At 66.5% G+C, this 22,871-nt stretch carries 28 protein-coding genes; 11 read left to right on the top strand and 17 right to left on the bottom strand.

All coding sequences use genetic code 11. The annotated features are described in order from the left end of the window. Positions 1-66: 66 nt before the first annotated feature. The gene (locus tag OOB33_RS14110; protein ID WP_271009136.1) at positions 67-612 is read left to right on the top strand and encodes a PAS and helix-turn-helix domain-containing protein; all 546 of its coding nucleotides are present in this window, start codon (positions 67-69) and stop codon (positions 610-612) included. Positions 613-651: 39 nt separating this feature from the next. Next, a complete protein-coding gene (locus tag OOB33_RS14105; protein WP_223696558.1) occupies positions 652-1,131 on the top strand; it encodes a thioesterase family protein in 480 nt (159 codons plus the stop codon). Here the strand turns inward: OOB33_RS14105 and OOB33_RS14100 are convergent. Continuing rightward, positions 1,116-2,396: an MFS transporter gene (locus tag OOB33_RS14100; RefSeq protein ID WP_271009135.1), complete on the bottom strand. Its 1,281-nt coding sequence runs from the start codon at positions 2,394-2,396 to the stop codon at positions 1,116-1,118. The two genes, OOB33_RS14105 and OOB33_RS14100, sit on opposite strands and share 16 nt — an antisense overlap. Positions 2,397-2,549: 153 nt before the next feature. Here OOB33_RS14100 and OOB33_RS14095 point away from each other — a divergent pair, with 153 nt between their 5' ends. From OOB33_RS14095 to OOB33_RS14070, 6 genes are read left to right on the top strand one after another with little or no spacing between them, the layout of a single operon-like run. Further along, the gene (locus OOB33_RS14095; RefSeq protein ID WP_271009134.1) at positions 2,550-3,278 is read left to right on the top strand and encodes a creatininase family protein; all 729 of its coding nucleotides are present in this window, start codon (positions 2,550-2,552) and stop codon (positions 3,276-3,278) included. A 12-nt stretch (positions 3,279-3,290) separates the two neighbouring features. After that, the gene (locus OOB33_RS14090; protein ID WP_102770075.1) at positions 3,291-3,776 is read left to right on the top strand and encodes a protein-tyrosine phosphatase family protein; all 486 of its coding nucleotides are present in this window, start codon (positions 3,291-3,293) and stop codon (positions 3,774-3,776) included. 2 nt (positions 3,777-3,778) lie between these two features. Beyond that, entirely contained in the window at positions 3,779-4,411 is a 633-nt protein-coding gene (locus OOB33_RS14085; RefSeq protein WP_442953015.1) for a pseudouridine synthase, read from the top strand. After that, positions 4,411-5,031, top strand: a complete 621-nt coding sequence (locus OOB33_RS14080; RefSeq protein WP_271009133.1) for a DUF938 domain-containing protein — start codon at positions 4,411-4,413, stop codon at positions 5,029-5,031. The genes OOB33_RS14085 and OOB33_RS14080 overlap by 1 nt, the downstream gene beginning before the upstream one ends. A 24-nt stretch (positions 5,032-5,055) precedes the next feature. Then, entirely contained in the window at positions 5,056-5,826 is a 771-nt protein-coding gene (locus tag OOB33_RS14075; RefSeq protein WP_271009132.1) for an SDR family NAD(P)-dependent oxidoreductase, read from the top strand. 59 nt (positions 5,827-5,885) lie between these two features. After that, on the top strand, positions 5,886-6,848 hold the full coding sequence (locus OOB33_RS14070) for a Tim44 domain-containing protein (RefSeq protein ID WP_271009131.1): 963 nt from the start codon (positions 5,886-5,888) through the stop codon (positions 6,846-6,848). A gap of 64 nt (positions 6,849-6,912) precedes the next feature. Here the strand turns inward: OOB33_RS14070 and OOB33_RS14065 are convergent, their stop codons facing one another. The 7 genes from OOB33_RS14065 to rpsP all read right to left on the bottom strand — a co-directional run bounded on the left by OOB33_RS14065 (position 6,913) and on the right by rpsP (position 12,097). Further along, positions 6,913-7,590, bottom strand: coding sequence for a hypothetical protein (locus OOB33_RS14065; RefSeq protein ID WP_271009130.1), 678 nt, complete (start codon positions 7,588-7,590; stop codon positions 6,913-6,915). A gap of 249 nt (positions 7,591-7,839) precedes the next feature. Next, positions 7,840-8,829, bottom strand: a complete 990-nt coding sequence (locus OOB33_RS14060) for a CobD/CbiB family protein (RefSeq protein WP_102770071.1) — start codon at positions 8,827-8,829, stop codon at positions 7,840-7,842. Positions 8,830-8,857: 28 nt separating this feature from the next. Next, complete coding sequence (locus OOB33_RS14055; RefSeq protein WP_271009129.1) at positions 8,858-9,550, bottom strand: CoA pyrophosphatase; 693 nt, start codon at positions 9,548-9,550, stop codon at positions 8,858-8,860. A 126-nt stretch (positions 9,551-9,676) separates the two neighbouring features. Further along, positions 9,677-10,030 carry a 50S ribosomal protein L19 gene (gene rplS / locus OOB33_RS14050; RefSeq protein ID WP_102770423.1) on the bottom strand — a complete coding sequence of 118 codons (354 nt, stop codon included), beginning with the start codon at positions 10,028-10,030 and terminating at the stop codon, positions 9,677-9,679. Between the two features lie 301 nt (positions 10,031-10,331). Further along, positions 10,332-11,129: a tRNA (guanosine(37)-N1)-methyltransferase TrmD gene (gene trmD, locus OOB33_RS14045; RefSeq protein ID WP_271009128.1), complete on the bottom strand. Its 798-nt coding sequence runs from the start codon at positions 11,127-11,129 to the stop codon at positions 10,332-10,334. An 89-nt stretch (positions 11,130-11,218) separates the two neighbouring features. Beyond that, entirely contained in the window at positions 11,219-11,845 is a 627-nt protein-coding gene (gene rimM, locus OOB33_RS14040; protein WP_102770068.1) for a ribosome maturation factor RimM, read from the bottom strand. Further along, a complete protein-coding gene (rpsP, locus tag OOB33_RS14035) occupies positions 11,846-12,097 on the bottom strand; it encodes a 30S ribosomal protein S16 (protein ID WP_171826041.1) in 252 nt (83 codons plus the stop codon). It lies immediately after the preceding gene. Between the two features lie 318 nt (positions 12,098-12,415). On the opposite strand from rpsP, the gene OOB33_RS14030 reads away from it, so the two are divergent. Continuing rightward, complete coding sequence (locus OOB33_RS14030; RefSeq protein WP_271009127.1) at positions 12,416-12,970, top strand: GNAT family N-acetyltransferase; 555 nt, start codon at positions 12,416-12,418, stop codon at positions 12,968-12,970. After that, a complete protein-coding gene (locus tag OOB33_RS14025; protein WP_271009126.1) occupies positions 12,967-13,470 on the top strand; it encodes a TM2 domain-containing protein in 504 nt (167 codons plus the stop codon). The genes OOB33_RS14030 and OOB33_RS14025 overlap by 4 nt, the downstream gene beginning before the upstream one ends. Before the next feature lie 21 nt (positions 13,471-13,491). Here OOB33_RS14025 and OOB33_RS14020 read toward each other — a convergent pair whose 3' ends face one another. The 7 genes from OOB33_RS14020 to murJ form a co-directional block, all read right to left on the bottom strand. Beyond that, positions 13,492-13,848, bottom strand: coding sequence for a DMT family protein (locus OOB33_RS14020; RefSeq protein WP_171826038.1), 357 nt, complete (start codon positions 13,846-13,848; stop codon positions 13,492-13,494). Then, positions 13,842-14,363, bottom strand: a complete 522-nt coding sequence (folK, locus tag OOB33_RS14015) for a 2-amino-4-hydroxy-6-hydroxymethyldihydropteridine diphosphokinase (protein WP_442953045.1) — start codon at positions 14,361-14,363, stop codon at positions 13,842-13,844. Before folK ends, OOB33_RS14020 begins: the two co-directional genes overlap by 7 nt. Before the next feature lie 19 nt (positions 14,364-14,382). Beyond that, positions 14,383-16,014 (bottom strand): polynucleotide adenylyltransferase PcnB, encoded by a 1,632-nt coding sequence (gene pcnB, locus OOB33_RS14010; RefSeq protein ID WP_271009124.1) that lies wholly within the window; start codon positions 16,012-16,014, stop codon positions 14,383-14,385. Continuing rightward, positions 16,011-16,697 (bottom strand): HAD family hydrolase, encoded by a 687-nt coding sequence (locus OOB33_RS14005; RefSeq protein ID WP_271009123.1) that lies wholly within the window; start codon positions 16,695-16,697, stop codon positions 16,011-16,013. Before OOB33_RS14005 ends, pcnB begins: the two co-directional genes overlap by 4 nt. Beyond that, entirely contained in the window at positions 16,694-17,377 is a 684-nt protein-coding gene (gene hda / locus OOB33_RS14000) for a DnaA regulatory inactivator Hda (protein WP_102770060.1), read from the bottom strand. The genes OOB33_RS14005 and hda overlap by 4 nt, the downstream gene beginning before the upstream one ends. Positions 17,378-17,550: 173 nt before the next feature. Next, positions 17,551-18,420: a SirB1 family protein gene (locus tag OOB33_RS13995; protein ID WP_271009122.1), complete on the bottom strand. Its 870-nt coding sequence runs from the start codon at positions 18,418-18,420 to the stop codon at positions 17,551-17,553. A gap of 9 nt (positions 18,421-18,429) precedes the next feature. Continuing rightward, entirely contained in the window at positions 18,430-19,992 is a 1,563-nt protein-coding gene (gene murJ / locus OOB33_RS13990; RefSeq protein WP_271009121.1) for a murein biosynthesis integral membrane protein MurJ, read from the bottom strand. Between the two features lie 344 nt (positions 19,993-20,336). Between murJ and rpsT the strand changes: the two genes are divergently transcribed. Further along, a complete protein-coding gene (gene rpsT, locus OOB33_RS13985) occupies positions 20,337-20,630 on the top strand; it encodes a 30S ribosomal protein S20 (protein ID WP_102770057.1) in 294 nt (97 codons plus the stop codon). A 123-nt stretch (positions 20,631-20,753) separates the two neighbouring features. Here rpsT and OOB33_RS13980 read toward each other — a convergent pair whose 3' ends face one another. Continuing rightward, positions 20,754-21,632, bottom strand: coding sequence for an alpha/beta fold hydrolase (locus OOB33_RS13980; protein WP_271009120.1), 879 nt, complete (start codon positions 21,630-21,632; stop codon positions 20,754-20,756). Beyond that, positions 21,629-22,699: a M14 family zinc carboxypeptidase gene (locus OOB33_RS13975; RefSeq protein WP_243392915.1), complete on the bottom strand. Its 1,071-nt coding sequence runs from the start codon at positions 22,697-22,699 to the stop codon at positions 21,629-21,631. Before OOB33_RS13975 ends, OOB33_RS13980 begins: the two co-directional genes overlap by 4 nt. Between the last annotated feature and the right edge of the window lie 172 nt (positions 22,700-22,871).

Here is a 22,871-nt window from a genome sequence, read left to right as displayed (position 1 = left end):
CGATCCGCCTGAGCCACAATCGCGCCCCACAATTGCGCCCCGCCATCGCTTGCCTGCCGACTGCCCATGCCGCTCGACTACCGCACCGCCTTCGACCTCGCGCCCATGGGCCTGGTGCTGTCGGCGCAGCGCCTGATCCAGGACTGCAACCAGCAACTGCTGGCCATGTTCCAGGCGCGGCGCGAAGACCTGGTCGGCCAGAGCCTGGAGATCCTCTACCCCAGCGTGGTCGAGTTCGAACGCACCGGCGAGCGCATCATCGCCAGCCTCGATGCCCAGGGCTGCTATGCCGACGACCGCCTGATGCGCCGCCTCGGCAACGGCCAGCTGTTCTGGTGCCATGTCTCGGGCCGCGCGCTCAAGCCCAGCGATCCGCATGCGGAAGGCATCTGGAGCTTTGTCGACCTCTCGCCGCACCGCCGCCTCAAGGCCGAGCTGACCCCGCGCGAGCGCGAAATCGCCGCCCTGCTGATCGAGGGCCTGACCAGCAAGCTGATCGGCCGCCGCCTGACCATCAGCCCGCGCACGGTGGACGTCTACCGGGCCCGGCTGATGAAGAAATACGGCGCCGCCTCCACGCCCGATCTGATCCACAAACTGCTGGTGGTCTGAGCCGGCTGCTCTCTTCTTCTCTCCTGCGACATGCCTCCCATGAACCACGCCCCTGTGAACAGCATCTTCGACACGGAGTTCACCGAGCGCCTGTGCGAGATGTTCGAGCGCCAGATCTGCTTCAACCAGGTGCTGGGCCTGCAGATCGAATCGCTGGCCGCCGATGCCGCCAGCGCCCGCCTGCAGATGCGGCCCGAGCTGATCGGCCATTTCACGCACCAGCGCCTGCACGGCGGCGTCATCAGTGCCACGCTCGATGCCATGGGCGGCCTGGCGGTGATGGCGGCCATCGGCGCGCGGCACCTCGACGAAAGCGCCGAGGCCCGCCTGCAGCGCTTCGGCAAGCTGGGCACCATCGACCTGCGCATCGACTACCTGCGCCCGGGCAACGGGCCCGCCTTTCGCGCCACCGCCCAGGTGCTGCGCCTGGGCAGCCGCGTGGCCTCCACCCGCATGGAGTTCTTCGACGCGCAGGACCGATTGATCAGCTGCGGCGCCGGCGCCTACATCGTGTCCTGAACCGGCTCAGGCCGGGCTGCTTCGCGCCGCGCCAGGCGCAGCAGCAGCAAGGACGCGGCCACGCAGCAGACACCGCCCAGGCCCATGATCCAGCGTGTGGACAGCAGGGCCAGGCCACCGCCGATCAGCGCCATCAAGACATTCGACAGGCAGAACACCGTGGACAGCAGGCCCATCACCCGGCCCTGGCCATGGCCGGCAAAACGCTCGGACATCCAGGCCGGCAGCACCGCGTTGTAAAGCGCCAGCGGCAAGCCCAGGCCGACGATGGCCGCCAGGCCCAGCGGCCCGGGCAGCAGCACCAGGCTGCTCAGGCCCAGAGCCGCGCACAACGCCAGCAAGGCCGCCCGCCGCAGCGGCCGGCGGCTGGCCGGCAGGCGGCCGGCCACCACACTGGCCGTGGTCATGGCCGCGCATTGCGCCGCCGTCACCCAGGCGATGCCGGCGCTGCCCAGGCCCATGTTCTCCAGCATCCACAGCGGCGCGAATTCGTACAGCGCATTGACGCCCAGGCAGTACATCAGCTGCAGCGCAAACAAGGCCGCCAGCACCGGGTCGGCCCTCAGCAGCCCCAACACCTGCTGCTCACGCAACTGGCGCCAGAAACCCGAGAAGCCCGGCTGAGGGGCACTACCGGCCGCTGAAGCAGGCCGCCAATCGGGCACCCACAGCGTCAACACCAGCAGGCAGGGCAGCATGGCCAGGCCGGCCAGCAAGAACGGCACGCTCTCGCCCAGCGGCAGGGTCAGGCCACCGACCAGGGGGCCCAGCAGCCAGCCCATGTAGAGGCAGGCATTGAGCCAGGCAAAAGCCTGGGTGCGGTCGATCTGCTCATGCATATCAGCCAGCAGGGCGCGCGCCACCGCCACATTGCCTTCGGTCAAACCGGTGATGAAACGCGCCAACACAAACAGCAGGTACCAGCGCTGGCCGAGGGCAAAGGCCGTGAGCCCGTAGCTGAGCAAAGTCGCGGTGATGGTCACGGCCAGCACACGGCGCCGGCCATGGCGATCGGACAGCGGGCCGATGAAGAGATTGCCGATCAGGATGCCGAGCGGGTTGGCCGCAAGCGCCAGCCCCATCAGCAGGCGCGGGTCCAGGCCGGCGAAATGGGTGAAATCATCGACCGGCCCGCCGACAAAAATCGGCGCCAGGATGGGATAGGGCAAGGCCATGCCCACCGTGCTCATCAGGGACAGGGCGCAGATGGCCAGCAGCACCCAGCGGGGGTGGCGGATGGCGGGCGCGGCGGAAGCTGGACTCATTGGGGACAGGGCATGAAAAGAATGTGTTCGCCATGCAAAACAAGGCGGCCGCCATCATGGCAGCTTGGCTGCATGAGAAGCCGCTTGCAGGGCACAATCGCGACGCCTTTCGCCCCGCCCTTCAAAGCCTGTCCACCCCCTTCTTCTCAGCTCATGCGCATCAAAGACTGCAACTGGTCCATGGTCGAACGCTACCTGCGCCAGGACGACCGCGCCGTGCTGCCCCTGGGCAGCGTCGAGCAGCACGCGTTTCTGTCCCTGGCCGTGGATGCCATCCTGGCCGAAGAGGTGGCGGCGGCTGCAGCCGAGCCGCTGGGGGTCCCCGTTTTTCCGGCCCAGGCCTACGGCGTCACACCCACTTACATGGCCTACCCTGGCACCATGAGCTTGCGTCTGGAGACCTTGCTGCAGGTCTTGCGCGACCTGATCGGCTCGCTGCACCAGCATGGTTTTCGCCGCATCGTCATCGTCAACGGCCATGGCGGTAACAACGGCGCCTCCGCGCTCTTGCAGGCCTTGGGCGCCGAGCTGCCGGGCATCCAGCTCAAATGGCACAACTGGTGGGCGGCACCGCGCACCATGGCTTTTGTGCGCGAGCAGGACCCGCAGGCCTCGCACGCCAGTTGGACGGAGAATTTCGAGGGCCTGACCCGCCTGCCCGGCGTCGCCCTGCCCGATGCACCCAAGCCCCTGGTCGATTACGCCCGCATGGCCTTGATGGACCCGGTCGCCAAGCGCGCCTACCTCGGCGATGGCTGCTACGGCGGCCACTACCAGCAGTCGCCCGAGGTGATGGATCGGCTCTGGACCATCGCCGTGCAAGAAACCCGCGATATCCTCGATGGCCCCTGGCTGAGCGCCGAGCCCGCCCGCCTTCCCTGAAGCCCTGACAACATGCCGTTTCGCCCCGTTTCCCTGCCTGCGCTGGATCCACATTCCTCGGGTCGCCTGTGGCTGCAATCCATGCCCGGCCGCCTCGAATCCTGGCCCGCCTTCCTCGACGAAGCGCGATTGCGCCAGCTGCATCTGGTGGTCTGCCTGAACCCGCTCGAAGAGGTGGCCCAGCTCTCGCCCGGCTATCACAAGGCGATCGCCGAGGGCCGGCTGCCCTTCCGCTGGCAGCACCTGCCCATGCGCGACTTCGGCCTCGGTGCCGACCCGCTGGCCTTCCGCCAAGGCGTGGAGCAGATCGCCCACAGCCTGGTCCTGGGCGAGCAGGTGCTGCTGCACTGCGCCGCCGGCATCGGCCGCACCGGCACCGTGGCCGCCTGTGTGCTGAAAAGCCTAGGCCTGCCGCGCGAGGCAGCCCTGGCCGCCGTGCGCGCGGCCGGTTCCAACCCGCAATCGGCCCTGCAGTCGGGCTGGGTGGACCAGTTCTGAACGTGGCGCCCCTGCCCGCCCTGAACCTGCTGGCTGAGCGCGAGGAGATCCTGCTGCTGAACAAGCCCAGCGGCCTGCTGTCCGTGCCCGGCCGCGGCGAGGACAAGCAAGACTGCGCCATCCACCGCGCCCAAGCCCGCTTTCCCGAGGCCCTGATCGTCCACCGCCTGGACATGGCCACCTCCGGCCTGCTGCTGCTGGCACGAGGCCCCGAGTGGCAGCGCAGCCTGAGCCAGGACTTTGCCGAGCGCCGCGTGCACAAGCGTTATATCGCGGTCGTGCGCGGCAGTCTGGCGGCGGGAGCGGACTGGCAGCTGATCGACCTGCCCCTGATCACCGACTGGCCGAACCGCCCGCGCCAGAAGGTCTGCTTCGAACAAGGCAAGCCTTCGCAGACCCGCTACCGCGTGCTCGGCCATGAGCTGCACGAGGGCCAGGCTTGCACCCGCGTCGAGCTGGAGCCCATCACCGGCCGCACCCACCAGTTGCGAATGCACATGCTGGCCCTGGGCCACCCCATCGTGGGCGATGCCTTGTACGCACCCGAGCACCCCGCACCTCGCCTGCTGCTGCACGCCTGCCACCTGAGACTGCCGGAACACGGCTGGTCCTTCGATTGCCCGCCGGAGTTTTGATGTCCTCAGCCTTGCCCGAATCACCTGGCGCCCGGCACTCGCCGGCCGCCGAGCGCAACAAACAACCCATCCTGGAGGCCTTGCAAGCCCTGCTGCCGCCCCGCGGCCGGGCGCTGGAGATCGCCAGCGGCAGTGGCCAGCACATCGCCCACTTCGCCGCCGGCCTGCCCGGCTGGCATTGGCTGGCCTCCGACCCCTCGCCCGAGGCCCGCGCCTCCATCGCCGCCTGGTGGCCGCAAGGGCCGGCGGCCCTGGCCCTCGATGTGCAGAACCCCGACTGGGGCCTGCCGGCCGAGCATCTGCTGCTGGACCTCATCCACTGCGCGAACATGTTGCACATCGCCCCCAGCTCCAGCGCCAAAGGTCTGTTTCAGGGCGCGTCCCGGCATCTGGCCAAGACCGGTCTGCTGACGGTTTACGGCCCTTTTGTCGTGCCGGGCGAGCCGACGGCGCCCAGCAACCTGGCCTTTGACGCCGAGCTGCGCAGCCGCAATCCAGCCTGGGGCCTGCGTCAGCTGGACCAGGTGCTGGCCTGCGCGCAAGATGCCGGCCTGCGACTGCGCGAGCGCATCGGCATGCCGGCCAACAACCTGCTGCTGGTGTTGGAACGCCAGCCCTGACCCTCGATTTGCGCAGGAGAACCCATGAGTGCCACTCACGAACTTTTCATCATCACCGGCGCCTCGCGCGGCATGGGCGAAGCCATCGCTCAGCAACTGCTGGCACCCGAGCATCAGGTGATCGGCATCTCGCGCGGCCGCAGCGAAGCCTTGCAGCGCGAAGCCGACACACGCAGCCTGGCGCTGGAGCAATGGCAGGCCGATCTGGCCGAGCCCCTGGCGGCCGCCGAGCGCCTGGCAGCCTGGCTGGCGCAACAAGACCTGAGCCGATTCCGCCGCGCCACCTTGATCAACAACGCCGGCGTGGTCAGCACGCCCGGCCCGGTAGACGGCGTGCCACTGGCCGAGCTGTCCATGGCCTTGCGTGTGGGCCTGGAGTCCTGTCTGCTGCTGAGCAGCGCCTTCCTGAACGGCACGGCCGAGCTGGGGTCCAAGCGGCGCATCCTCAACATCTCCTCCGGCCTGGGCCGCCGCGCCATGGCCGGCAGTGCGCCCTACTGCGCCGCCAAGGCCGGCATGGACAACCTTTCGCGCGCCATGGCCCTGGACGAAGCCGCCAAGCCCGCCGGCCAGGGCGCCGCCATCGTCTCGCTGGCGCCCGGCATCATCGACACCGAGATGCAGCTGCAGCTGCGCAGCGCCGACCCGGCCAAGTTTCCAAACCGCCAGGTCTTTGCCGATTTCAAGAGCGGCGGCCAGCTGATGAGCCCGGCCGAAGCGGCGGGCAAGGTGCTGCGCTTCCTGGCCTCCGCAGGTTTCGGCAACACCGTGCTGGCCGACGTTCGTGAGTCTTGAAATCCCCCGCGCCTCCCCCATCTGCCACTCTGGTCACGTCTGACCTTCAAGGAGTTTTTGTGAAACGTGCTGTGTTGTCTGCCCTGATTGCCCTGAGCGCCGTCTCGGTTCTGAGCCTGGCCTCCTTCGACGCCGAGGCCAAGCGCCTCGGTGGCGGGGGATCGGCGGGCATGAAACGGGCCGTGCCCCAGCAAAACCATGATGCGGCCAAGAGCGCCCCCGGCGCGCCGGCCCAAGGCCAGCAGGCCACGCCCTCACCCCAGCAAGCCACGCCGGCCGCCCCTGCCGCGCAGCCGGCTGCTGCTGCCGCGGCGCCCAAGCGCAGCTGGATGGGCCCGATTGCCGGCCTGGCCGCCGGCCTGGGCATCGCCGCCCTGGCCAGCCACTTCGGCTTCGGCGGCGCCCTGGCCAACATCATGACCATGGTGCTGATTGGCGGCGCTGCGCTGCTCCTGATCACCTTCCTGATGCGCCGCTTCGCCGGCAACAAGAACGCCCAGGCTGGCGGCCTGCAATACGCCTCGGCCGGCCCGGCGTCTTACCCGGCTTACTCCCCAGCCGCACAACCGGCCCAGCCCGCCCCGGCGCTGCAGCCGCAGGCCTTCCAGCCAGCGCAGCCCGTAGCCGCCAGTGCGGCGCCGGTCGCGGCCGGCCCGAGCGCTGAAGACGCCGCCTTCGAGCAAATCGCCAAACGCGTGTTCATCCGTCTGCAAGCGGCCAACGATGCCGGTGACCAGGCCGATCTGCGCCGCTTCACCACGCCCGAGATGTACGGCGCCGTGCAGCAAGAGCTGCTGGACCGCAAGGGCGCGACCCAACGCACCGATGTGCTGCAGCTGGACGCCCGTGTGATCGAACGCACCCAGGAAAACGGCCAGCAAATCGTCAGCGTGCGTTTCTGGGGCCTGATCCGCGAGCAAAGCGAGGCCGCGGCCGAGAACTTCGATGAAGTCTGGCATCTGGTGCGCCCGCTGGACGAAAGTCGCGAATGGGCGATTGCCGGCATCCAGGCGACCGCATAAGTCAGAGCGCCCCTCAAAAAGCAAAGGCCCGCAGCTGCGGGCCTTTTTCATGGGGGCAACAGCTTCAGACGTTGCGCCCGCTGCGGGCCACCGCCTCGTAGGCGCGCAACTCGGCGAGGTTTTGACGCCGGCTGGCCTCGCTGCTGCTCTCGGCCGTGCTGGCGGCCTTGCCGTCCAGGGTCGGGTAAGCGAAATCGTAAATCTTGCGCTCCATCACATCGATGGTGCCGTCCTGGTTGGTATCGGCATCTTCGAACTGAGCGCTGCTCAGACCTTGATCAGTCGGTGCGACACCGCTGCTCTGCACTGCGGCCGCACTGTTGCCCGTGGCCGATGTTGCCAGCTGAGCAGCCGGTGCCGGCGTATCGGGGGGCAGGCTGATTGGGGTTTCGCTGCGATCCGGTGAGGCCTCCACCACGCGCGGCTTCCTGCCGGTTGGGTCGGCACCCGAGTTGCTTGGCGGCAGGGGGCCAGGCAGCGGCTCGGGGCGCACCTGGGCAACCGGTACAGCCGTGGCCTGAATCGGTGCCGCTTGCGCAGGTGCCGCTTGGGCTCGACGGGCGCCCTCGCTAGAGATTTCCACCACGGCCGATTCGGGTTCAGCCGGCAGAGGTGCTTGCTTGGTGGGCAAGGCCTTGCGTGATTGCAGCTCGGCGCTGCTGCTGGTGTTGGCACTGAAACGAGCGGGCGCAACGATGGAAGCGCTGGCGACTTCGTTTTGGCTGGTGACTGTGTTGATCATGGCAAACCTCCGCGAGAGAGACTTTGCAGGGCTGGCCCACTGTCAGCGGAGGCGGCATCACGCCGCAAAGCCACTGGCCGACCAGTACATGGATTGGATTTCGACCAATCCTTCACGCAACTTGAATACTTCCACTTTAATGCGTGAGCGGAGGTCTTGCCCAATCATCTCGCCGTGCCGACAAGGCAATCGCCGAAATCAAGCCTGAAACACCGGCCAAACCCGCGCTAGAACTGCGGCAGGCGCCTGTCAGCCGACCAAATTGGCCAGGGTCAGCAAGGCCAGCAGCAGCATCCACAAGACCACCGAGCGCCAGATCAGGCCGACCACGCTTTGCAGATGGCCCAGCTGGGCCGGCTGCCCGGGCGTGCTGCCCTCGGCGCGGGTGGCGTCGGCATCCACGCCGGCTTCGAAAGTCTTGCTGCGATCGGGCGTCACGCCAGGTGCCGCCACGCCGCCCAGCTGCAAGCCCAGCGCGCCGGCGGCCGAGGCCAGGATGATGCCTTCGTTGGGATGCAGCCACAGCCCGGCGTCGCGGCGCCAGCCATTCACCGCCTCTTCGAAATTGCCGACAATGGTGAAGCCGGTGGCGGTGAAGCGGGCCGGCAGATAATCGATCCAGCCGAACAGGCGGCGCGAGAGCAACATCAGGCGCTCATTGGTCGGCGCATCCAGCGTGCGGCTCTTGAAGGCCCAGTAGCGGCTGGCGAATTCGGCCATGCGGTACAGCACCGCGCCGGCCGGGCCCAGCCCGACCGTGGACAGCACGACGAACCAGAAGAACACGCCAAACACATGGCGATGCGCGGCCAGCAGCGAGTGCTCGATGGCATGGCGGACCAGCTCGGTGCGCGGCAATTCACTGGCGTCCAGATGGCGCCATTCGGACAGCAGGCGCCGGGCCTCGTTGTCATCGCCGCGCTCGAGAGCGTCGCGGATGTCGGTGAAGTAATGGCTGAACTGGCGGAAGCCCAGGGTCAGGTAAAGCACCACCACATCGAGGGCCAGCGCCAGGATGACGCTGAAATGGTGCACGGCCAGGTAGATTGCCGTGGTCAGCAGGGCCGGCCCCAGGGCGGTGATGGACCAGACCACGGTGGCGTGGTGCTCGTCGCCGGCATCGAAGTTGCGACCGGTCCAGCGCACCCAGGCGATCACGCTTTGATGGATGCCATTGCCGTGGCGGAGAGGTTTGAGCTGTTCACACAGCAATGCCAGGAGGACCGCGAAGAAGTTCATGGGCCGGGATGATAGCGGGCGCCACCGCTCAGGCTGAGAGGAAGCGGTAGAAGTTGCGCAAGATCGCGGCGGTGGCGCCCCAGATGAAGTCATCGCGCTCGCCGGCATGCCCGCCCCAGGGCATGGACAAGAACTGGCGCTGCCCGCCGGCGTAGACGAACACATGCCGGCGATGGTGCGCCGGCGTCATCAGAAACTGCAGCGGCACCTCGAACACCTCGGCCACTTCGCCGGGGTCCAGACGCAGATCAAAACCGGGCTGCACCAGGGCCACCACGGGCGTCACCTGAAAAGAAGTGACCGTGGTGTAGATCGGCAAACTGCCCAGCACCTCGATGTGAGCGCTGAGCAGCCCGATCTCCTCCTCGGCTTCGCGCAGGGCGGTGGCCACCGGACCGGCATCGTCGGGTTCGGTCTTGCCGCCCGGCAGGCTGATCTGGCCGGCGTGGTGGCGCAGATGGTCGGTGCGCCGCGTCAACAGCAACTGCAAACCGTCCGGGCGCTCGACCAGAGGCAGAAGCACGGCCGCCGCCGCTGGGCTGCGCTCGGCGAAACCCGGGGCGCCCCCATCTCCGGCATGCTCCGGCTGCCACGTCGGCGATGAGGCAAAGCGCTGGCGCAAGGCTTCGGCCTGAAGGCGCAAGGGATCGACCGGCGGCAGGTGGGCATCCACGCCGCTGACTGGCACGGCGCGGGGGTCAAGAATCGGAGGTCGGCTCATGGTGGGCAAGCATAGCTTTGGCAGCACCCCGCCCCGGGGTACAGCTCGCTCGTGGCTGAGCCGATGGGGCATAAAAAAAGCCGCCCGAAGGCGGCTTTCTCGCAGGGAAACCTGGCAAGCGCCAGATCAGCCCAACTTTTCCTTGATACGAGCCGACTTGCCCGAACGATCACGCAGGTAGTACAGCTTGGCACGGCGCACATCACCGCGACGCTTCACTTCGATCGAAGCGATCAGCGGGCTGTACAGCTGGAACGTACGCTCCACGCCCTCACCGTTGGAGATCTTGCGCACGATGAAGCCGGAATTCAGGCCGCGGTTGCGCTTGGCAATCACGACGCCTTCGAATGCCTGCACGCGCTTGCGGGTGCCTTCAACGACGTTGACGCTGACGATCACGGTGTCGCCAGGGGCGAACGACGGAAAGTTCTTGTTCAGGCGAGCAATTTCTTCTTGCTCAAGGGTTTGGATCAAGTCCATGAGGTTCTCCAAATGATCGTGGCGGCGACGATGCTCGGACACGTCACTCGACGCACCAAGACTGCTGAAATAGCGCCGATGAAAACAGGTCTTGCAACCTGGGCTTCACGGCTGTGTGAGAGTGTTGCTGCTGGCCAAGGCAAGCAGCTCTACCCCCGTTCGACCCGCCAGAGGATCGGACAGCCCGCCATTATAGCCCGCTCAGGGCCGATTCACCAAGGACCAGCCGGCTTGAACCGCTCAAGAGGACAGCCGCCATGGCGCCACCGGTCCACGCCGACGCCCTCCCCGAAGCCGCGGCTCAGCGTCCTTCTGCAGGCAGCTGAGCCAGAAAGCGCTCGTCCGCCTTGCTCAGACGGCCTGCAGCACGCGCGGCCAGGATCAAATCAGGGCGGCGGCGCTGGGTCAGCTCGAGCGAGCGCTCGCGGCGCCAGCGCGCGATCTGGGCATGGTGGCCGGACATCAGCACCGCCGGCACCGGCAGGTCTTCGGTCTGGCCCGGCAGGCCGCTCAGGACCTCGGGGCGGCTGTAGTGCGGGCAATCGAGCAGGCCATCGGAAAAACTGTCCTGCACATGCGACTGGGCATCGCCCAGCACACCGTCCTGCAGGCGCGCGACAGCGTCGAGCAAGGCCAAGGCTGGCAACTCACCACCCGAAAGCACGAAATCGCCAAGGCTGATTTCCAGCGTGACATGGCGATCGAGAAAACGCTGATCCATGCCTTCGTAGCGACCGCACAGCAGCACGGCGCCGGGCCCACGCGCCAGCTCTTGCACCAGGGCCTGATCCATGCGCCGGCCGGTGGGGCTGAAATGAATGATGGCAGGCGGCGTGTCGGCCGCACCATCCGCCAGCGCCTCCGCCCGCGCCGCCTTGGCCGCGGCCAGCGCACGTTCGAGCGGCTCCGCCAGCATCACCATGCCTGGGCCACCGCCAAAAGGACGATCGTCGACTCGGCGGTAGTTGTCGCTCGCGAAATCACGCAGCTGCCAGAGATGGACATCGACCTGGCGGCTCTCGAAGGCGCGCCGCGTCACCCCCTGGCTCATATGCGGGCCAAAGAGCTCGGGGAACAGGGTCAGGATGTCAAAGCGCATGAGGAAGGGTGCGCAAAGAAAGACGGTGGCCGGGAGGAAAACCGAGGCACAAAGCAGGCGGCTGAAGCATCAAAGCGCGCCGCCTGGGCTCAGTAGTCCAGACCCCAGTCCACGGTGATGATGCGCTGCTCCAGATCGACATCGTCCACGTAGGCGGAAACGAAGGGAAGCAGGCGCTCTTGATCCGGCTTGATCGGCGCGCTCAGGCCGGGCGGTGCAATGCGCAGCACGCTGTGCGGGCCGGCATCGATCAGGCCGAGCACCTCGCCCAGGGTTTCGCCCTGGCGATTGACCACCGACAGGCCGATCAGGTCGACCCAGTAGTACTCATCCGGGTCCGCCGCCGGGAAGGCTGAGCGGGAGATGAAGATGCGGGCGCCGCGCAAGGCTTCGGCCGCATTGCGATCCGCGCAGTCCTGGGCGTTGGCCACCAGGCCCTCGCCATGTTCGCGGATCGAAAGAATCTTGAGCAGACGGGGCAAAGGTTTGTTGACCTTGACCACCGCCGGCGCGTTGCCCTCGGGCGCGCGGAGGAACCAGCGCCGCGAGGAGAACAGAGCCTGGGCATCGCTGGAATAGGCTTGCACCTTGAACCAGCCTTTGACACCCCAGGCGTCCAGAATGCACCCGACTTCCACCGCGTCCTCAGGCCAGGCCAGCTCTTCGGAGCCGGTGCTGGCGGGAGCGCGCGAATCGGAGGCGGGTGTTCTCGACATTTAGACCGCGGCCTTCTTGGCTTCGGTCACCAGACGCTCGACGGTGGGCGACAGCTGGGCGCCCACGCCGGTCCAGTAGCTGACGCGGTCCAGCGCAACGCGCAGGGACTCAGCAGCACCCGAAGCGACCGGGTTGTAGAAGCCGACCTTCTCGATGAAGCGGCCGTCACGACGCTGGCGGCTGTTGGCCACGACGATGTTGTAGAAGGGGCGCTTCTTGGAGCCGCCGCGAGCCAGACGAATAACAACCATGATGTTTCCTATGAATCTATTGCATCCATCGCACCAGGAGACACTCAGGGCGAGTAGATCGGGGTGGCCTCGGGCTACATCAAACACCAGCCTTGCCTCGCACCTTGAGCGCACCCCGGAGGAATGCACTGCACAATGCGCTGCCAGCTTTGCTGCTGAACACCTTCTGCCGTGACTGGCCCTGTAGATACGCCGCACCAACTGCCTTCGCGAACGCCCTGCGGTGATGAACATCACCCAGGCGCACACGCCAGCAAACCAGTTCGACCAAGGCCAAAACCCAGCATTATAAACTCGGCGCCAAGGATCAACAGAGATATGAGCACAGAAAAAAACACGAATCCCGCCAGCGCGACCCTGCTGCGCCCCAGCAGCGACGCCGACATCCCCGCCATTCAGGCCATTTACGCCCATGCCGTGGCGCACGGCACCGGCACGTTTGAGACCGAGATCCCCGACACAGCCGAAATGAGCCGCCGCCGCGCCGAGGTGCTGAGCCGCGGCCTGCCCTGGTTGGTGGCCGAGCGCGAAGGCCAGATCCTGGGCTATGCCTACGCCAACTATTTCCGCCCGCGCATGGCCTACCGCTTCTGCCTGGAGGACTCGATCTACCTGCACCCGGACAGCCAGGGCCAAGGCATCGGCCGCTTGCTGCTGGCCGAGCTGATCGCTCGCTGCGAGGCGCTGGGTGCGCGCCAGATGTTGGCCGTGATCGGCGATGCCGAGAACCAGGGCTCCATCGGCCTGCACCGGGCGCTGGGCTTTCAGGACACCGGAGTGCTGAAGAGCGCGGGCTGGAAGTTCGGCCGCTGGCTGGACGTCATCCTGATGCAACGCCAGCTCGGCCTGGGCGACAGCGGGAGCCCAGAATGAGCGATTTGAGGCCGACCGACGCAAGCCCGAGCGGCGCGCACAAATCCAAGACCGTGGCCACCTGGCTGGCCCTGGTGCTGGGCAGCCTGGGCCTGCACCGCTTCTACCTCTACGGCTTCGGCGATCGCCTGGCCTGGTTGCACCCCTGGCCGACCTTGCTGGGCCTCTACGGCCTGCAACGCATGGAGTTGCTGGGCCAGGACGACCGCCTGAGCTGGGTGCTGATGCCCTTGCTGGGCCTGATGCTGGTCAATGCCATGATTTGCGGCATCGTCTATGGCCTGAGCTCGGACGAGAAATGGGATGCCCAGCACAACGGCGGCCGGGCCAGCCGACCCAGCGGCTGGGGTGCAGTCATCGGGGTGGTGGCTTGCGTGTTCCTTGGCGGCATTTCGCTGATGACCACCATCGCCTTCAGCGCCCAGCGCTATTTCGAAACCCAGGTCGAGGCGGCGCAGGAAATCAGCCAGGACCCAAGCAGCAGCGGCAGCAGCCGCTGAGCGCCCATCAAACCGGCCCGATCAGGGGCCGCGGAAGATGAAATAAACCGCGCCCATCAAGCACAGACCGGCCCAGATGAAATCGGTCTTGAAGGGCTGACCCATGTAGATCACCGAAAACGGCACGAAGACCGCCAAGGTGATCACCTCCTGCGTGATCTTGAGCTGGGCCAGGCTGAAGCCGGCGCCGTAGCCGATGCGGTTGGCCGGCACCTGCAACAGGTACTCGAACAGGGCAATGCCCCAGCTCAACAACGCCGCGATCCACCAGGGCTTGGACGCCATGTTCTTGAGGTGGCCGTACCAGGCCACCGTCATGAAGAGATTCGACAGCAGCAGCAGACCCAGGGTCTGCCAACCCGCAAGACTGCTCAGCATGTGACGCCTTTCCGGTCGCTCAGGATCGGACCCAGACATTCGATGACCTGACCCTGAACGCCCGCCAGATACGAATCCAAGCGCTGCAGGCCCGGCAGGCGCAGCTCGGGCGCCAGCTCGATCAAGGGCCGCAGGACAAACGCTCGCTGATGCAGGCGCGGGTGCGGCAAGCGCAGGCGCGGCAGATCCAGGCTCTGGCTGCCATGGCTGAGCACATCCAGATCCAAGGTGCGCGGCGCATTGACGAAAGGCCGCTCGCGGCCATGACGCAGCTCGATGGCCTGCAGCGCATCCAGCAATTCCAAGGGCGCCAGCCCGGTCTGCAGCCGAGCCACGGCATTGAGGAAATCCGGCCCGCCCGCCTCCACCGGCGCGCTGCGGTAGGCGCTGGACACGGCCAGCAACTGCGTCTGCGGCAAGGCCGCCAACTCCGCCAGTGCGGCGTTCAGCGTGGCCGCCAGATCCCCGAGATTGGCACCCAGGCCGACGAAAACCTCAGCGGCTGAGCCCTGCACACCCGCAGAGGCCAAAGACTCAGGCCTCACCGCCCGAGCCACCCTCACCGCCCTCGCCGCCCGATGCCGTCGCTCCGCCCTCAGCGGCGCCGCGCTGCGAGGCCGGCTTGCGGCGGCGACGGCGCTTCTTGGCCGGCGCTTTGCCTTCGGACAAGGCCTCGGCCACATCATCGGGCGCGCCCACCGGGCCTATGCCCTCCTTGCGCGGCAGCTGATGGGTCTTGGCGGCGCGGCGCTGCTGTTTCTCCAGCTCGCGCACGTCTTCCAGAAGGGCCTCGCGCTCGTCGTCGCTGCCCAGGGCAAAATCTTCCCACCAATCGGCCAGGGCCGGCTCGATCTCGCCGGCATCGGCGCGCAGGCGCAGGAAGTCAAAGCCGGCGCGGTAGCGCGGCTGTTCGATCAAGGTGTAAACCCCGCTGCCGCTGCGGCGCTCGAAGCGCGGCTGCATCATCCAGATCTCGCGCATATCGGTGGCCAGCTTGCCGCGGCCAGAGATGTCGCCGATACGGGCGTCGAAGACCGTGTCGATGGCCTGCTGCAAGGCCGGCACGACCGGCTCGCCGGCTTCGCGCAGGCGATTCCAGCGTTCCAGCACCTCGAACCACAACATGCAGGCCAGCATGAAGCTGGGCGAGACACCACGGCCTTCGCGTACGCGCAGGTCGGTATCCTCAAAACCCATGCGCACAAAATCGCCGCGCATGCCGGCCGGCAGCTCGCCCGATTCGGTCAGCATGGCATCCAGCACCGGGAACACCCCGCGCGCCAGGCCCAGCTTGCGCAGCGACTCCAGGCTGGCCAGGGAGTGGCCGGTCTGCAGCAGCTTGATCATCTCGTCGAACATGCGCGAAATCGGCACATTGCTGAGCAAAGCCGCGCTGGCCTGGATGGGCGCACGGGTCTTGGGTTCGAGCTCGAAGCCCAGCTTGGCGGCAAAACGCACGGCACGGATGATGCGCACCGGGTCTTCACGATAGCGGGCTTCCGGGTCGCCAATCATGCGCAGCACGCGCTGCTTCGCGTCGGCCAGGCCGCCGTGGTAATCCACCACCAGCTGACGCTGAGGGTCGTAGTAGAGGGCGTTGACGGTGAAGTCGCGGCGGGCAGCATCCTCGATCTGCGGACCCCAGACGTTGTCACGCAGCACGCGGCCTTCGGCGTCCACCACATGGCTCTTGCCAGCCAGTTCGGCCTTGGAGGTCTTCTCGTTGCCGCTGACCTGCTCGGCCGATTCCTGGCCCAGCAAGGCGCGGAAGGTCGACACCTCGATCACCTCATGTTCACGGCCCCGGCCGTAGACCACATGGACGATGCGAAAGCGCCGACCGATGATGAAGGCACGGCGAAACAAGCCCTTGACCTGCTCGGGCGTGGCATTGGTCGCCACATCGAAATCCTTGGGCCGCATGCCCAGCAGCAGGTCGCGCACCGCGCCGCCGACGATATAGGCCTCGAAGCCCGCATTGGCCAGAGTCTCGACCACGCGCACCGCGCGTTCGTCAAGCAGGCTGGGATCGATGCCGTGATCCTCAACGCCCACCTCGACCCGCTTGCCGAGCGAGCCATGGCCGGTCTTCGCTTCCTTGGGTGCCTTGGCGGCCTTGCCGGCGGAGGGCTTGCCCAGCAGCTTGTCTATGAATTTTTTGATCATGCGAACAGATTCAGTTGGGGCCAGCCGCGGGTGGACGCGATGTCCGCCAGGGCCGGCGTCGGGTTGGTGGCCACCGGGTGGCTGACCAGCTCCAGAAGCGGCAAATCGTTGATCGAGTCGCTGTAGAAGTTCACACGCTCGAAGTCCTGCCATTGTCGTCCCAAGCCCGCCAGCCATTGCTGGACGCGCTCGATCTTGCCGGCCTGGAAGGACGGCACGCCGTCGATCCGCCCGGTGCACAGGCCCTGCCCGTCGCGCTCCAGGCGCACGGCGATCAGGTGCGGCACGCCAAAAGCCGCAGCAATCGGCGCCGTGACGAACTCGTTGGTGGCGGTGACGATGGCCAGCAAGTCACCAGCGTCGGCATGCCGCTGCACCAGCGCCCGCGCATTGTCACCGATCAAGGGCGCCATCACCTCGGCCATGAAGCGCTCACGCGCAGCCAGGGCCTCGGCCACCGGGCGGCGCCGCCAGACCGAGGTGGCGAACTCGATGTAGGCATTCAGATCAAGGCAGCCGGCCTGGTACTGGGCATAGAACTCGTCGTTGCGCGCCAGCCATTCGGCACCATCGGCCCAACCGATCTGGACCATGAAGCTGCCGAAGGCATGGTCTGAATCGTTCGGGATCAGGGTACCGTCGAGATCAAACAGGGTCAGGGCTTGCGGGGCGGGCGCATTCATCCGGCCATTCCTTCATCGGCCAGCATCTGGCGCAGCAGGGGCACCGTGACCGCGCGCTTGGCGGCCAGGGCAAATTCATCGAGACGATCGAGCAAGCGCATCAGGTGCTTGAGATCACGGGCAAAGCGGGTCAACAAATAATCGATCACCTCATCGGCCAGCAAAATGCCGCGCCGGTCGGCCTCGCGGCGAAGGGCGGCGCGCATCTCCTGCTCGCTCAGCGGTTGCAAGGCAAAGGTGGGGCCCCAGCCGAGGCGGGTGCGCAGGTCCTCGCGCAAATCCAGATCGACCGGTGGCGCGCTGCCGCTGGCCACCACGGCCAGGCCATGGGTGGCCGCCTCGACAAACAGGGCAAAAGCGGCATGCTGCTGGCCCGCATCGAAGCGCTCGCAATCGTCCATCAGCAAAAGGCTGGGCTGGCTGGGCAGCTCCCAGGGCAGCGGCGTGTCGGCGTCGTACCAGCCGACCTGGGCGCCCGCCTCTTGCCAGGCGTGGGCCAGGGCACGCAGGACATGGGTCTTGCCGCAGCCGGGCACACCCCAGAGGAAGACCGGCGGCGGCGCCACCGAACCCGTGCGCAGCGACTGCAGATGGGCCAACGCCGCGCTGTTGGCACCGGGCAGGAAATTGTCAAAGGTGAACATCGGCGCGGGGCCGATGGCAAGCGGGATCTGCTTCAAAACCGGTTCATCTCCAAGACCACGTTCACCTCGTACCTCATGCACACCCCATGCGAGCTGGCAGCAAACGCCTGTGCCCTGCAAGCCAAAAATCTGTCAGCCCAAGCCAACAGCTCGCTCGCGGCGGCCCCGATTCTAAAGGCGTGCGCCGGCATGAAGTTCATCGCCAGCCCTCAATGCAGCGCCGGCCCGCCACGCTCGCGCAGACGCGCCAGCCGCTCTTGCAACATGGGTCCGTCGAGCGCCTTGGGCTCCTGGGCCAGGTAGGCCTCCAGGTCCTCCGCCGCCGCCGGCCAGTGGCCGAGTGACTCCAGCACCAGGCCACGATCCCGTCGCTCCAGGGCCGAATGCGGCAGCAGGATCACCAGGCGCTGCTGCACCGCCAGCAAACGGGTCCAGTCCTGGGCGGCGCGGTGAATTTCTTTCAGATTGCGCAGCATGCGGGCCAGGATGTCGCGCGGTGGCGTGGGCTGCAAGAACAAGTCCACCGGCAGATCCACCTCACCCTGCAGGCCGGTGCTGCCGCGAAAAGCCTGCAGCATTTCATCCAGCCGGCTGCGCGACAGCGATTGGCCGGTGAACGGATCCAGGATGAGCTCGCCATTGCCCATGCTGATACGCACCAGGAAATGCCCAGGAAAGGCCAAGCCCTGCGCACGCAGCCCCAGCTGAGTGGCCAGCTCCAGAAAGACCACCGCCAGGCTGATGGGGATGCCGCGCCGCGTGGCCAGCACCTGATGGATGAAGCTGTTGTCGCGCTCGTAGTAGTTGTTGACGTTGCCGGCAAAGCCCAGCTCTTCGTAAAAGTAACGGCACAGGCTGCGCAGCTTGCTCTGAGCCGAGGCATCGGCCGGCAGGCGCTGGCGCAGACGCAAGCCCATCGCATCCACCTCGGACAAGACGGCCTGTACATCCAGATCCGGGTGCTCATCCTGCGCCAGCGAGGCGGCCGCCTCCAGCAGGTTCAGGCCCGCATCTTCGGCCACCAGCGCGGCAAAGTACTCGATCGGCGTGGGCGCCTCCAGGCGCAGGGGATGGCTCATGGCCTCAGTTTAGGCGCGGCGCATGAACTGACGCAGGCGCAAGCCCATGACCGTGAGCAGCAGGAAGTACAGCAAGGCCGACGCGCCCAGGCTGCCCGCCATCCAGAGCGCCCGCAGACCTTCGGTCTTGCCCAGGGCGATCCAGTCCAGGCGCTGCGCCAGCTGCCACTGCAGCACGCCCATGGCTGCGCTGGCCAGCGCCACCTTGAGCGCAAACAGCCACCAGCCCGCCACCGGACGGTAGCTGCCCTGCCGCCGCAGGCCACGCAGCAACCAGAAGGCATTGACCATGGCGCCCAGGCCGATCGACAAGGCCAGCCCCGCCACGCCCACCAGGGGCACAAAAATCAGGTTGAACAGCTGCGTCAAAGCCAGCACGCCGATGGCGATGCGCACCGGCGTGCGCGTGTCCTGCTTGGCATAAAAACCCGGCGCCAGCACCTTGATGGCCAGCAAACCCATCAAGCCCACGCCCCAACCCATGACCGCGTGGCCGGTGTTCACGACGTCCACCGCCAGAAACGCCTTGCGGTGGTAGAGCACCGCCACCAGCGGCTCGGCAAACACCAGCAGCGCCACGGCGCACGGCAGACCGAAAAGCAGCACCAGGCGCAAGCCCCAATCCAGCAGATCGGAATACTGCTGACCGTCGTCCTTGGCCTGCGCAGCCGAGAGCTGAGGCGTCAGCACCGAACCCAGGGCCACGCCCAGCAAGGCCATGGGGAATTCCATCAGGCGGTCGGCATAGTTCAGCCAGGAGGTGGCGCCCTCGGCGATGTGGCTGGAGATCTGCGTGTTGATCAACAAGGACAGCTGGGCCACGCCCACGCCCAGCAGGGCCGGCCCCATCTGACGCAAGATGGTGCCCACGCCGGGGTGGGTGCTGGCGCGACGCAGGCCCGAGGGGCGAAGCGCAATGCGCGGGCGCACGCCGATGCGGCTCAGCGCCGGGAATTGAATCAGCAATTGCAGGACGCCACCGACCATCACCCCGACAGCCATCGAGTAAATCGGCGGGTAGCCCCAATCCGCCACCACCGGCGTCATCCACCAGCCAAAAGCCAGCACACAGAGGTTGAGGATCACCGGCGTCACCGCCGGCACCATGAAACGCTTCCAGGTGTTGAGAATGCCGGCCGCCAAGGCCACCATGGACATGCAGCCGATGTAGGGGAACATCCAGCGCGTCATCACCACGGCCGCATCCTGCCCCTTGTCCGGCATGCCAGAGCCCAGCATCCAGACCAGCACCGGCGCCGCCAGCACGCCGATCACGCAAGTGGCCGCCAGGGCCCAGGCCAGCACCGAGGCCACCGCATCGATCAAATCACGGGTCGCCTCGTCGCCATGCTTGGCGCGCGTGGCCGCCAGCACCGGCACAAAGGCCTGCGAGAAGGCACCTTCCGCAAACAGGCGGCGCAACATATTCGGAATGCGAAAGGCCACCAGGAATGCATCCGACAGCACGCCCGCACCGAACATGGCTGCCACCATCTGCTCGCGCATGAGCCCGGTGATGCGCGACACCAGGGTGAAGACGGAAATCAGGGACGCAGCGCGCAATAAATTCATGGTCGACACAGACTCAATCAAGAGCAAGACGGCCGCTGCGCCGTGCGCAGCGGGCTCAAACAAAAAGAAAGAACAGGGGCCGAGGCAAACCAAGCCGGCGGCACAGCGGCATGCGCGAGAACAACCGCCCTTGCCCACCGCTTCAGCTGCGCGAAACCAAGCCGCAAGCAAGCCGCACAGGTCACACCGGAAGCAGGCCACAGCGCGCTTGATGGCGAGCCGGGCGACGCATTATGATGTGCGCCCTCGTCGCTTTCGAGCGGCCAACGCCGCATGGGCCTTTGTTTCACTGTTATTTCAGTGCTATACTCGCGGTCTTTGCACCAACTGGGTAGATTTACAGCATGGCATCCTCTTCCAAAGTCAAGAAGACTGTCCGTACGGCATCGGGCCTCAAGCGCGCTCGCCAGGACATCAAGCTCAACGCAGCCAACACGGCTCTGCGCTCCCATTTCCGCACGGTCATCAAGAACGTGCAAAAGGCCGTGATCGCTGGCGACAAGCCCAAGGCCGCCGAACTGTTCAAGACCGCTCAATCGGTGATCGACTCGGTCGCTGACAAGGGCATCTTCCACAAGAACAAGGCTGCTCGTCACAAGAGCCGTCTGTCGGCAAAGATCAAGGCGCTGGCCGCCTAACAACCAGTTCTGGTGCAAAGTCGAAAAGCCCGCGCAAGCGGGCTTTTTTGCGTCTGGACCGCGTCAAAGTCGCAAGCACCCTGCTGCGCAGCGCTCAGCCTGCGCCGCATCGCGCCTCCGCCATCAATGCCACTCGCCGTGATCCAGGCCCTGCATGCGACGCATCTTGAGCCAGTCACCCACGGCCTGCGCGACCCAGGGGCCATCATCCAGCGGCAGATCATGCCCGGCATGCTCATGCAGGCGCAAAGGCGCACCCCAGGCCCGGCTGATGGCCTGTGAGCAGCGCCAGTCGACCAGGCGATCGGCCTTGCTGCACAAGAGCAGGATGGGCGCCGCCGGGCGGCGCCGGCTGGCTTCATAGCGCGCGGCCGCCAGCAACTGGCGCACGGTGTTGCGCACACCCACCGGCCGCTCGCGTTGCAAGGCCACCCAGTGATCCAACACCGCCTCGGGCTGCTTGAGCAATCGCGTGGTCATGCGCAGCACCTTGGCCTCGCGCTGGCGATAGCCCAGGCGGCTGAGGCTCAGCATCAGCAAGGTCATGTAGTTCAGCGGCCGCAAGCGGCGGTAAAAAGGGCTGAAAGGACGCAAGCTGGTGTTGATCAAGACTCCGGCGCAGACCTCGCTGGGGTAGCGGGCGATCCAGTCGCTGGCCACCATGGCACCCAGCGACATGGCCAGCACATGGACAGGACCCTGCACACCAAAGCGCGCCAGCTGCGCACGACAAGCCTCCACCATGGCCGGCACCTCGCTCGGGCTGGACTGGCGGTGCAGCATGCCATTGCCCGGCAGATCCAACATGATCAGCTGCGCGCCCGGCTGCTGTTCACGGATCTTGCGCAAGAGCTGCTGCGGGAACTCCCCCCAATGCCGGGACTCGCGGGACAGGCCACGCAACAACACCCAGGTCGCAGCCTCATCAGAAACTGCGGGCTCTGAGGGCAGCAAAGCCTGGGGCACGGTGTCCGCCAATGCCGACGATTTCACCCCGCTCATGCACGTGCTCCCCGCCGGTACCAGCGATTCAAGGCCTGCTCTTCATGCCAGAGCCGCTGCGGCCCCGAAGGCAACCAGCGCGGCATGCCGGCCGCCGCCCGAAGAATGAAATCCAGCCATGCGATATGGCGGCGCAGCACACGCTGCTGACGATGACTGACCAAGGGGTTGAACATGCCGTGACGGGAAAACAATTGCCGAGGATTCTTCCTGATCCACAGCCATGAACCCATCTCCAGGGTCAATGGCAGGTGCAGGCAGGCCGGGCGGCTGCAGGCCTGCAGGTAGAGATGGTCCCACAGGTCGCCATGCGTGAGGTACTGGCGGCTCTGCGGCTCAAAAACATAACGGTGTTGCGCGTGGGTCTGATCGAGGATCTGACTCAGCGCGTGCATCTCGGCCAGGTGAGGGATCGGCCGCGCTGAATGGGCGTAAGGAAACCAGATCCGGTCGACCAGGCCAAAACCCGAATGGCAATCGACCGCCAGCGATTGCCCGTGGCTGAGCAGTTCACGCTCCACCAGACCACACAAGGCCTGGCTTTCAGCCTCCATCGGCCCGGCCTCGATACCGCGGTACCACGGCAGTTTGGCGCTGAGGCGCTGACCACCCACCCAGGGCGAGGCGCCGGCACCGGCATCCACGGGGGCATTGCGCATCAAATCCACGCCCTGAGGATTGGCCCGGGTGCCACGCCAGATGCCGCCCGGATTGACCAGGGGCAGAAACACCACGCGCAAAGACTCGAGCATGCGATGCAGGCTGCTGTCCCATTTCAGGCGCGAGATCAGGCTGGCCAAAAATGCCATCACAACCTCGGCGCCGATGCGCTCGAGTCCGTGAACCCCGCCGAAAAACCCGACCGCAGGCACCGCAGGATCGGGGTTACCCAAGGTCAGGGCCAGCACCGGCAGACTGCCGCCCGGCAACACCACATCACCCAGGTGATGACGCTGCAAAAGCGCCCCACCCTGCTGCAGCAAATGCTCCAGCTCCGCCAGCTCGGGCAGCGCCGGTGCGGGCAAAGACAGGCTGCGCTGCGCTGAAGAGGAGTGAAAACCAGGCACCGGACGGAATCCGCTGAGACCAGACGTTTGGACGCCCGCGCAGGCGCGCGGAAGGCGGCAAGCATAGCTGCTGAATGCGGCGGACTCCAGACCTTGCTGCAGCCAGGGTGCATCTGACCAGCCGAAGGGCTCAGGTCAGCCGTCACCAATTCTTCACAATGCCGGTTTAGCC

Origin of the sequence: Paucibacter sp. B51 (assembly GCF_027863535.1) — a bacterium.
GTDB lineage: Bacteria > Pseudomonadota > Gammaproteobacteria > Burkholderiales > Burkholderiaceae_C > Paucibacter_A > Paucibacter_A aquatilis.
Note: the sequence above shows the minus strand (reverse complement) of the source record. Positions and strands in the feature narration are given on the sequence as shown.

Excerpts from the sequence above, each read along its gene's own strand:
- OOB33_RS14110 (WP_271009136.1), top strand. The coding sequence starts at position 67 with ATGCCGCTCGACTACCGCACCGCCTTCGACCTCGCGCCCATGGGCCTG.
- OOB33_RS14105 (WP_223696558.1), top strand. The coding sequence starts at position 652 with ATGAACCACGCCCCTGTGAACAGCATCTTCGACACGGAGTTCACCGAG.
- OOB33_RS14100 (WP_271009135.1), bottom strand. The coding sequence starts at position 2,396 with ATGAGTCCAGCTTCCGCCGCGCCCGCCATCCGCCACCCCCGCTGGGTG.
- OOB33_RS14095 (WP_271009134.1), top strand. The coding sequence starts at position 2,550 with ATGCGCATCAAAGACTGCAACTGGTCCATGGTCGAACGCTACCTGCGC.
- OOB33_RS14090 (WP_102770075.1), top strand. The coding sequence starts at position 3,291 with ATGCCGTTTCGCCCCGTTTCCCTGCCTGCGCTGGATCCACATTCCTCG.
- OOB33_RS14080 (WP_271009133.1), top strand. The coding sequence starts at position 4,411 with ATGTCCTCAGCCTTGCCCGAATCACCTGGCGCCCGGCACTCGCCGGCC.
- OOB33_RS14075 (WP_271009132.1), top strand. The coding sequence starts at position 5,056 with ATGAGTGCCACTCACGAACTTTTCATCATCACCGGCGCCTCGCGCGGC.
- OOB33_RS14065 (WP_271009130.1), bottom strand. The coding sequence starts at position 7,590 with ATGATCAACACAGTCACCAGCCAAAACGAAGTCGCCAGCGCTTCCATC.
- OOB33_RS14060 (WP_102770071.1), bottom strand. The coding sequence starts at position 8,829 with ATGAACTTCTTCGCGGTCCTCCTGGCATTGCTGTGTGAACAGCTCAAA.
- OOB33_RS14055 (WP_271009129.1), bottom strand. The coding sequence starts at position 9,550 with ATGAGCCGACCTCCGATTCTTGACCCCCGCGCCGTGCCAGTCAGCGGC.
- rplS (WP_102770423.1), bottom strand. The coding sequence starts at position 10,030 with ATGGACTTGATCCAAACCCTTGAGCAAGAAGAAATTGCTCGCCTGAAC.
- trmD (WP_271009128.1), bottom strand. The coding sequence starts at position 11,129 with ATGCGCTTTGACATCCTGACCCTGTTCCCCGAGCTCTTTGGCCCGCAT.
- rimM (WP_102770068.1), bottom strand. The coding sequence starts at position 11,845 with ATGTCGAGAACACCCGCCTCCGATTCGCGCGCTCCCGCCAGCACCGGC.
- rpsP (WP_171826041.1), bottom strand. The coding sequence starts at position 12,097 with ATGGTTGTTATTCGTCTGGCTCGCGGCGGCTCCAAGAAGCGCCCCTTC.
- OOB33_RS14030 (WP_271009127.1), top strand. The coding sequence starts at position 12,416 with ATGAGCACAGAAAAAAACACGAATCCCGCCAGCGCGACCCTGCTGCGC.
- OOB33_RS14025 (WP_271009126.1), top strand. The coding sequence starts at position 12,967 with ATGAGCGATTTGAGGCCGACCGACGCAAGCCCGAGCGGCGCGCACAAA.
- OOB33_RS14020 (WP_171826038.1), bottom strand. The coding sequence starts at position 13,848 with ATGCTGAGCAGTCTTGCGGGTTGGCAGACCCTGGGTCTGCTGCTGCTG.
- pcnB (WP_271009124.1), bottom strand. The coding sequence starts at position 16,014 with ATGATCAAAAAATTCATAGACAAGCTGCTGGGCAAGCCCTCCGCCGGC.
- OOB33_RS14005 (WP_271009123.1), bottom strand. The coding sequence starts at position 16,697 with ATGAATGCGCCCGCCCCGCAAGCCCTGACCCTGTTTGATCTCGACGGT.
- OOB33_RS13995 (WP_271009122.1), bottom strand. The coding sequence starts at position 18,420 with ATGAGCCATCCCCTGCGCCTGGAGGCGCCCACGCCGATCGAGTACTTT.
- murJ (WP_271009121.1), bottom strand. The coding sequence starts at position 19,992 with ATGAATTTATTGCGCGCTGCGTCCCTGATTTCCGTCTTCACCCTGGTG.
- rpsT (WP_102770057.1), top strand. The coding sequence starts at position 20,337 with ATGGCATCCTCTTCCAAAGTCAAGAAGACTGTCCGTACGGCATCGGGC.
- OOB33_RS13980 (WP_271009120.1), bottom strand. The coding sequence starts at position 21,632 with ATGAGCGGGGTGAAATCGTCGGCATTGGCGGACACCGTGCCCCAGGCT.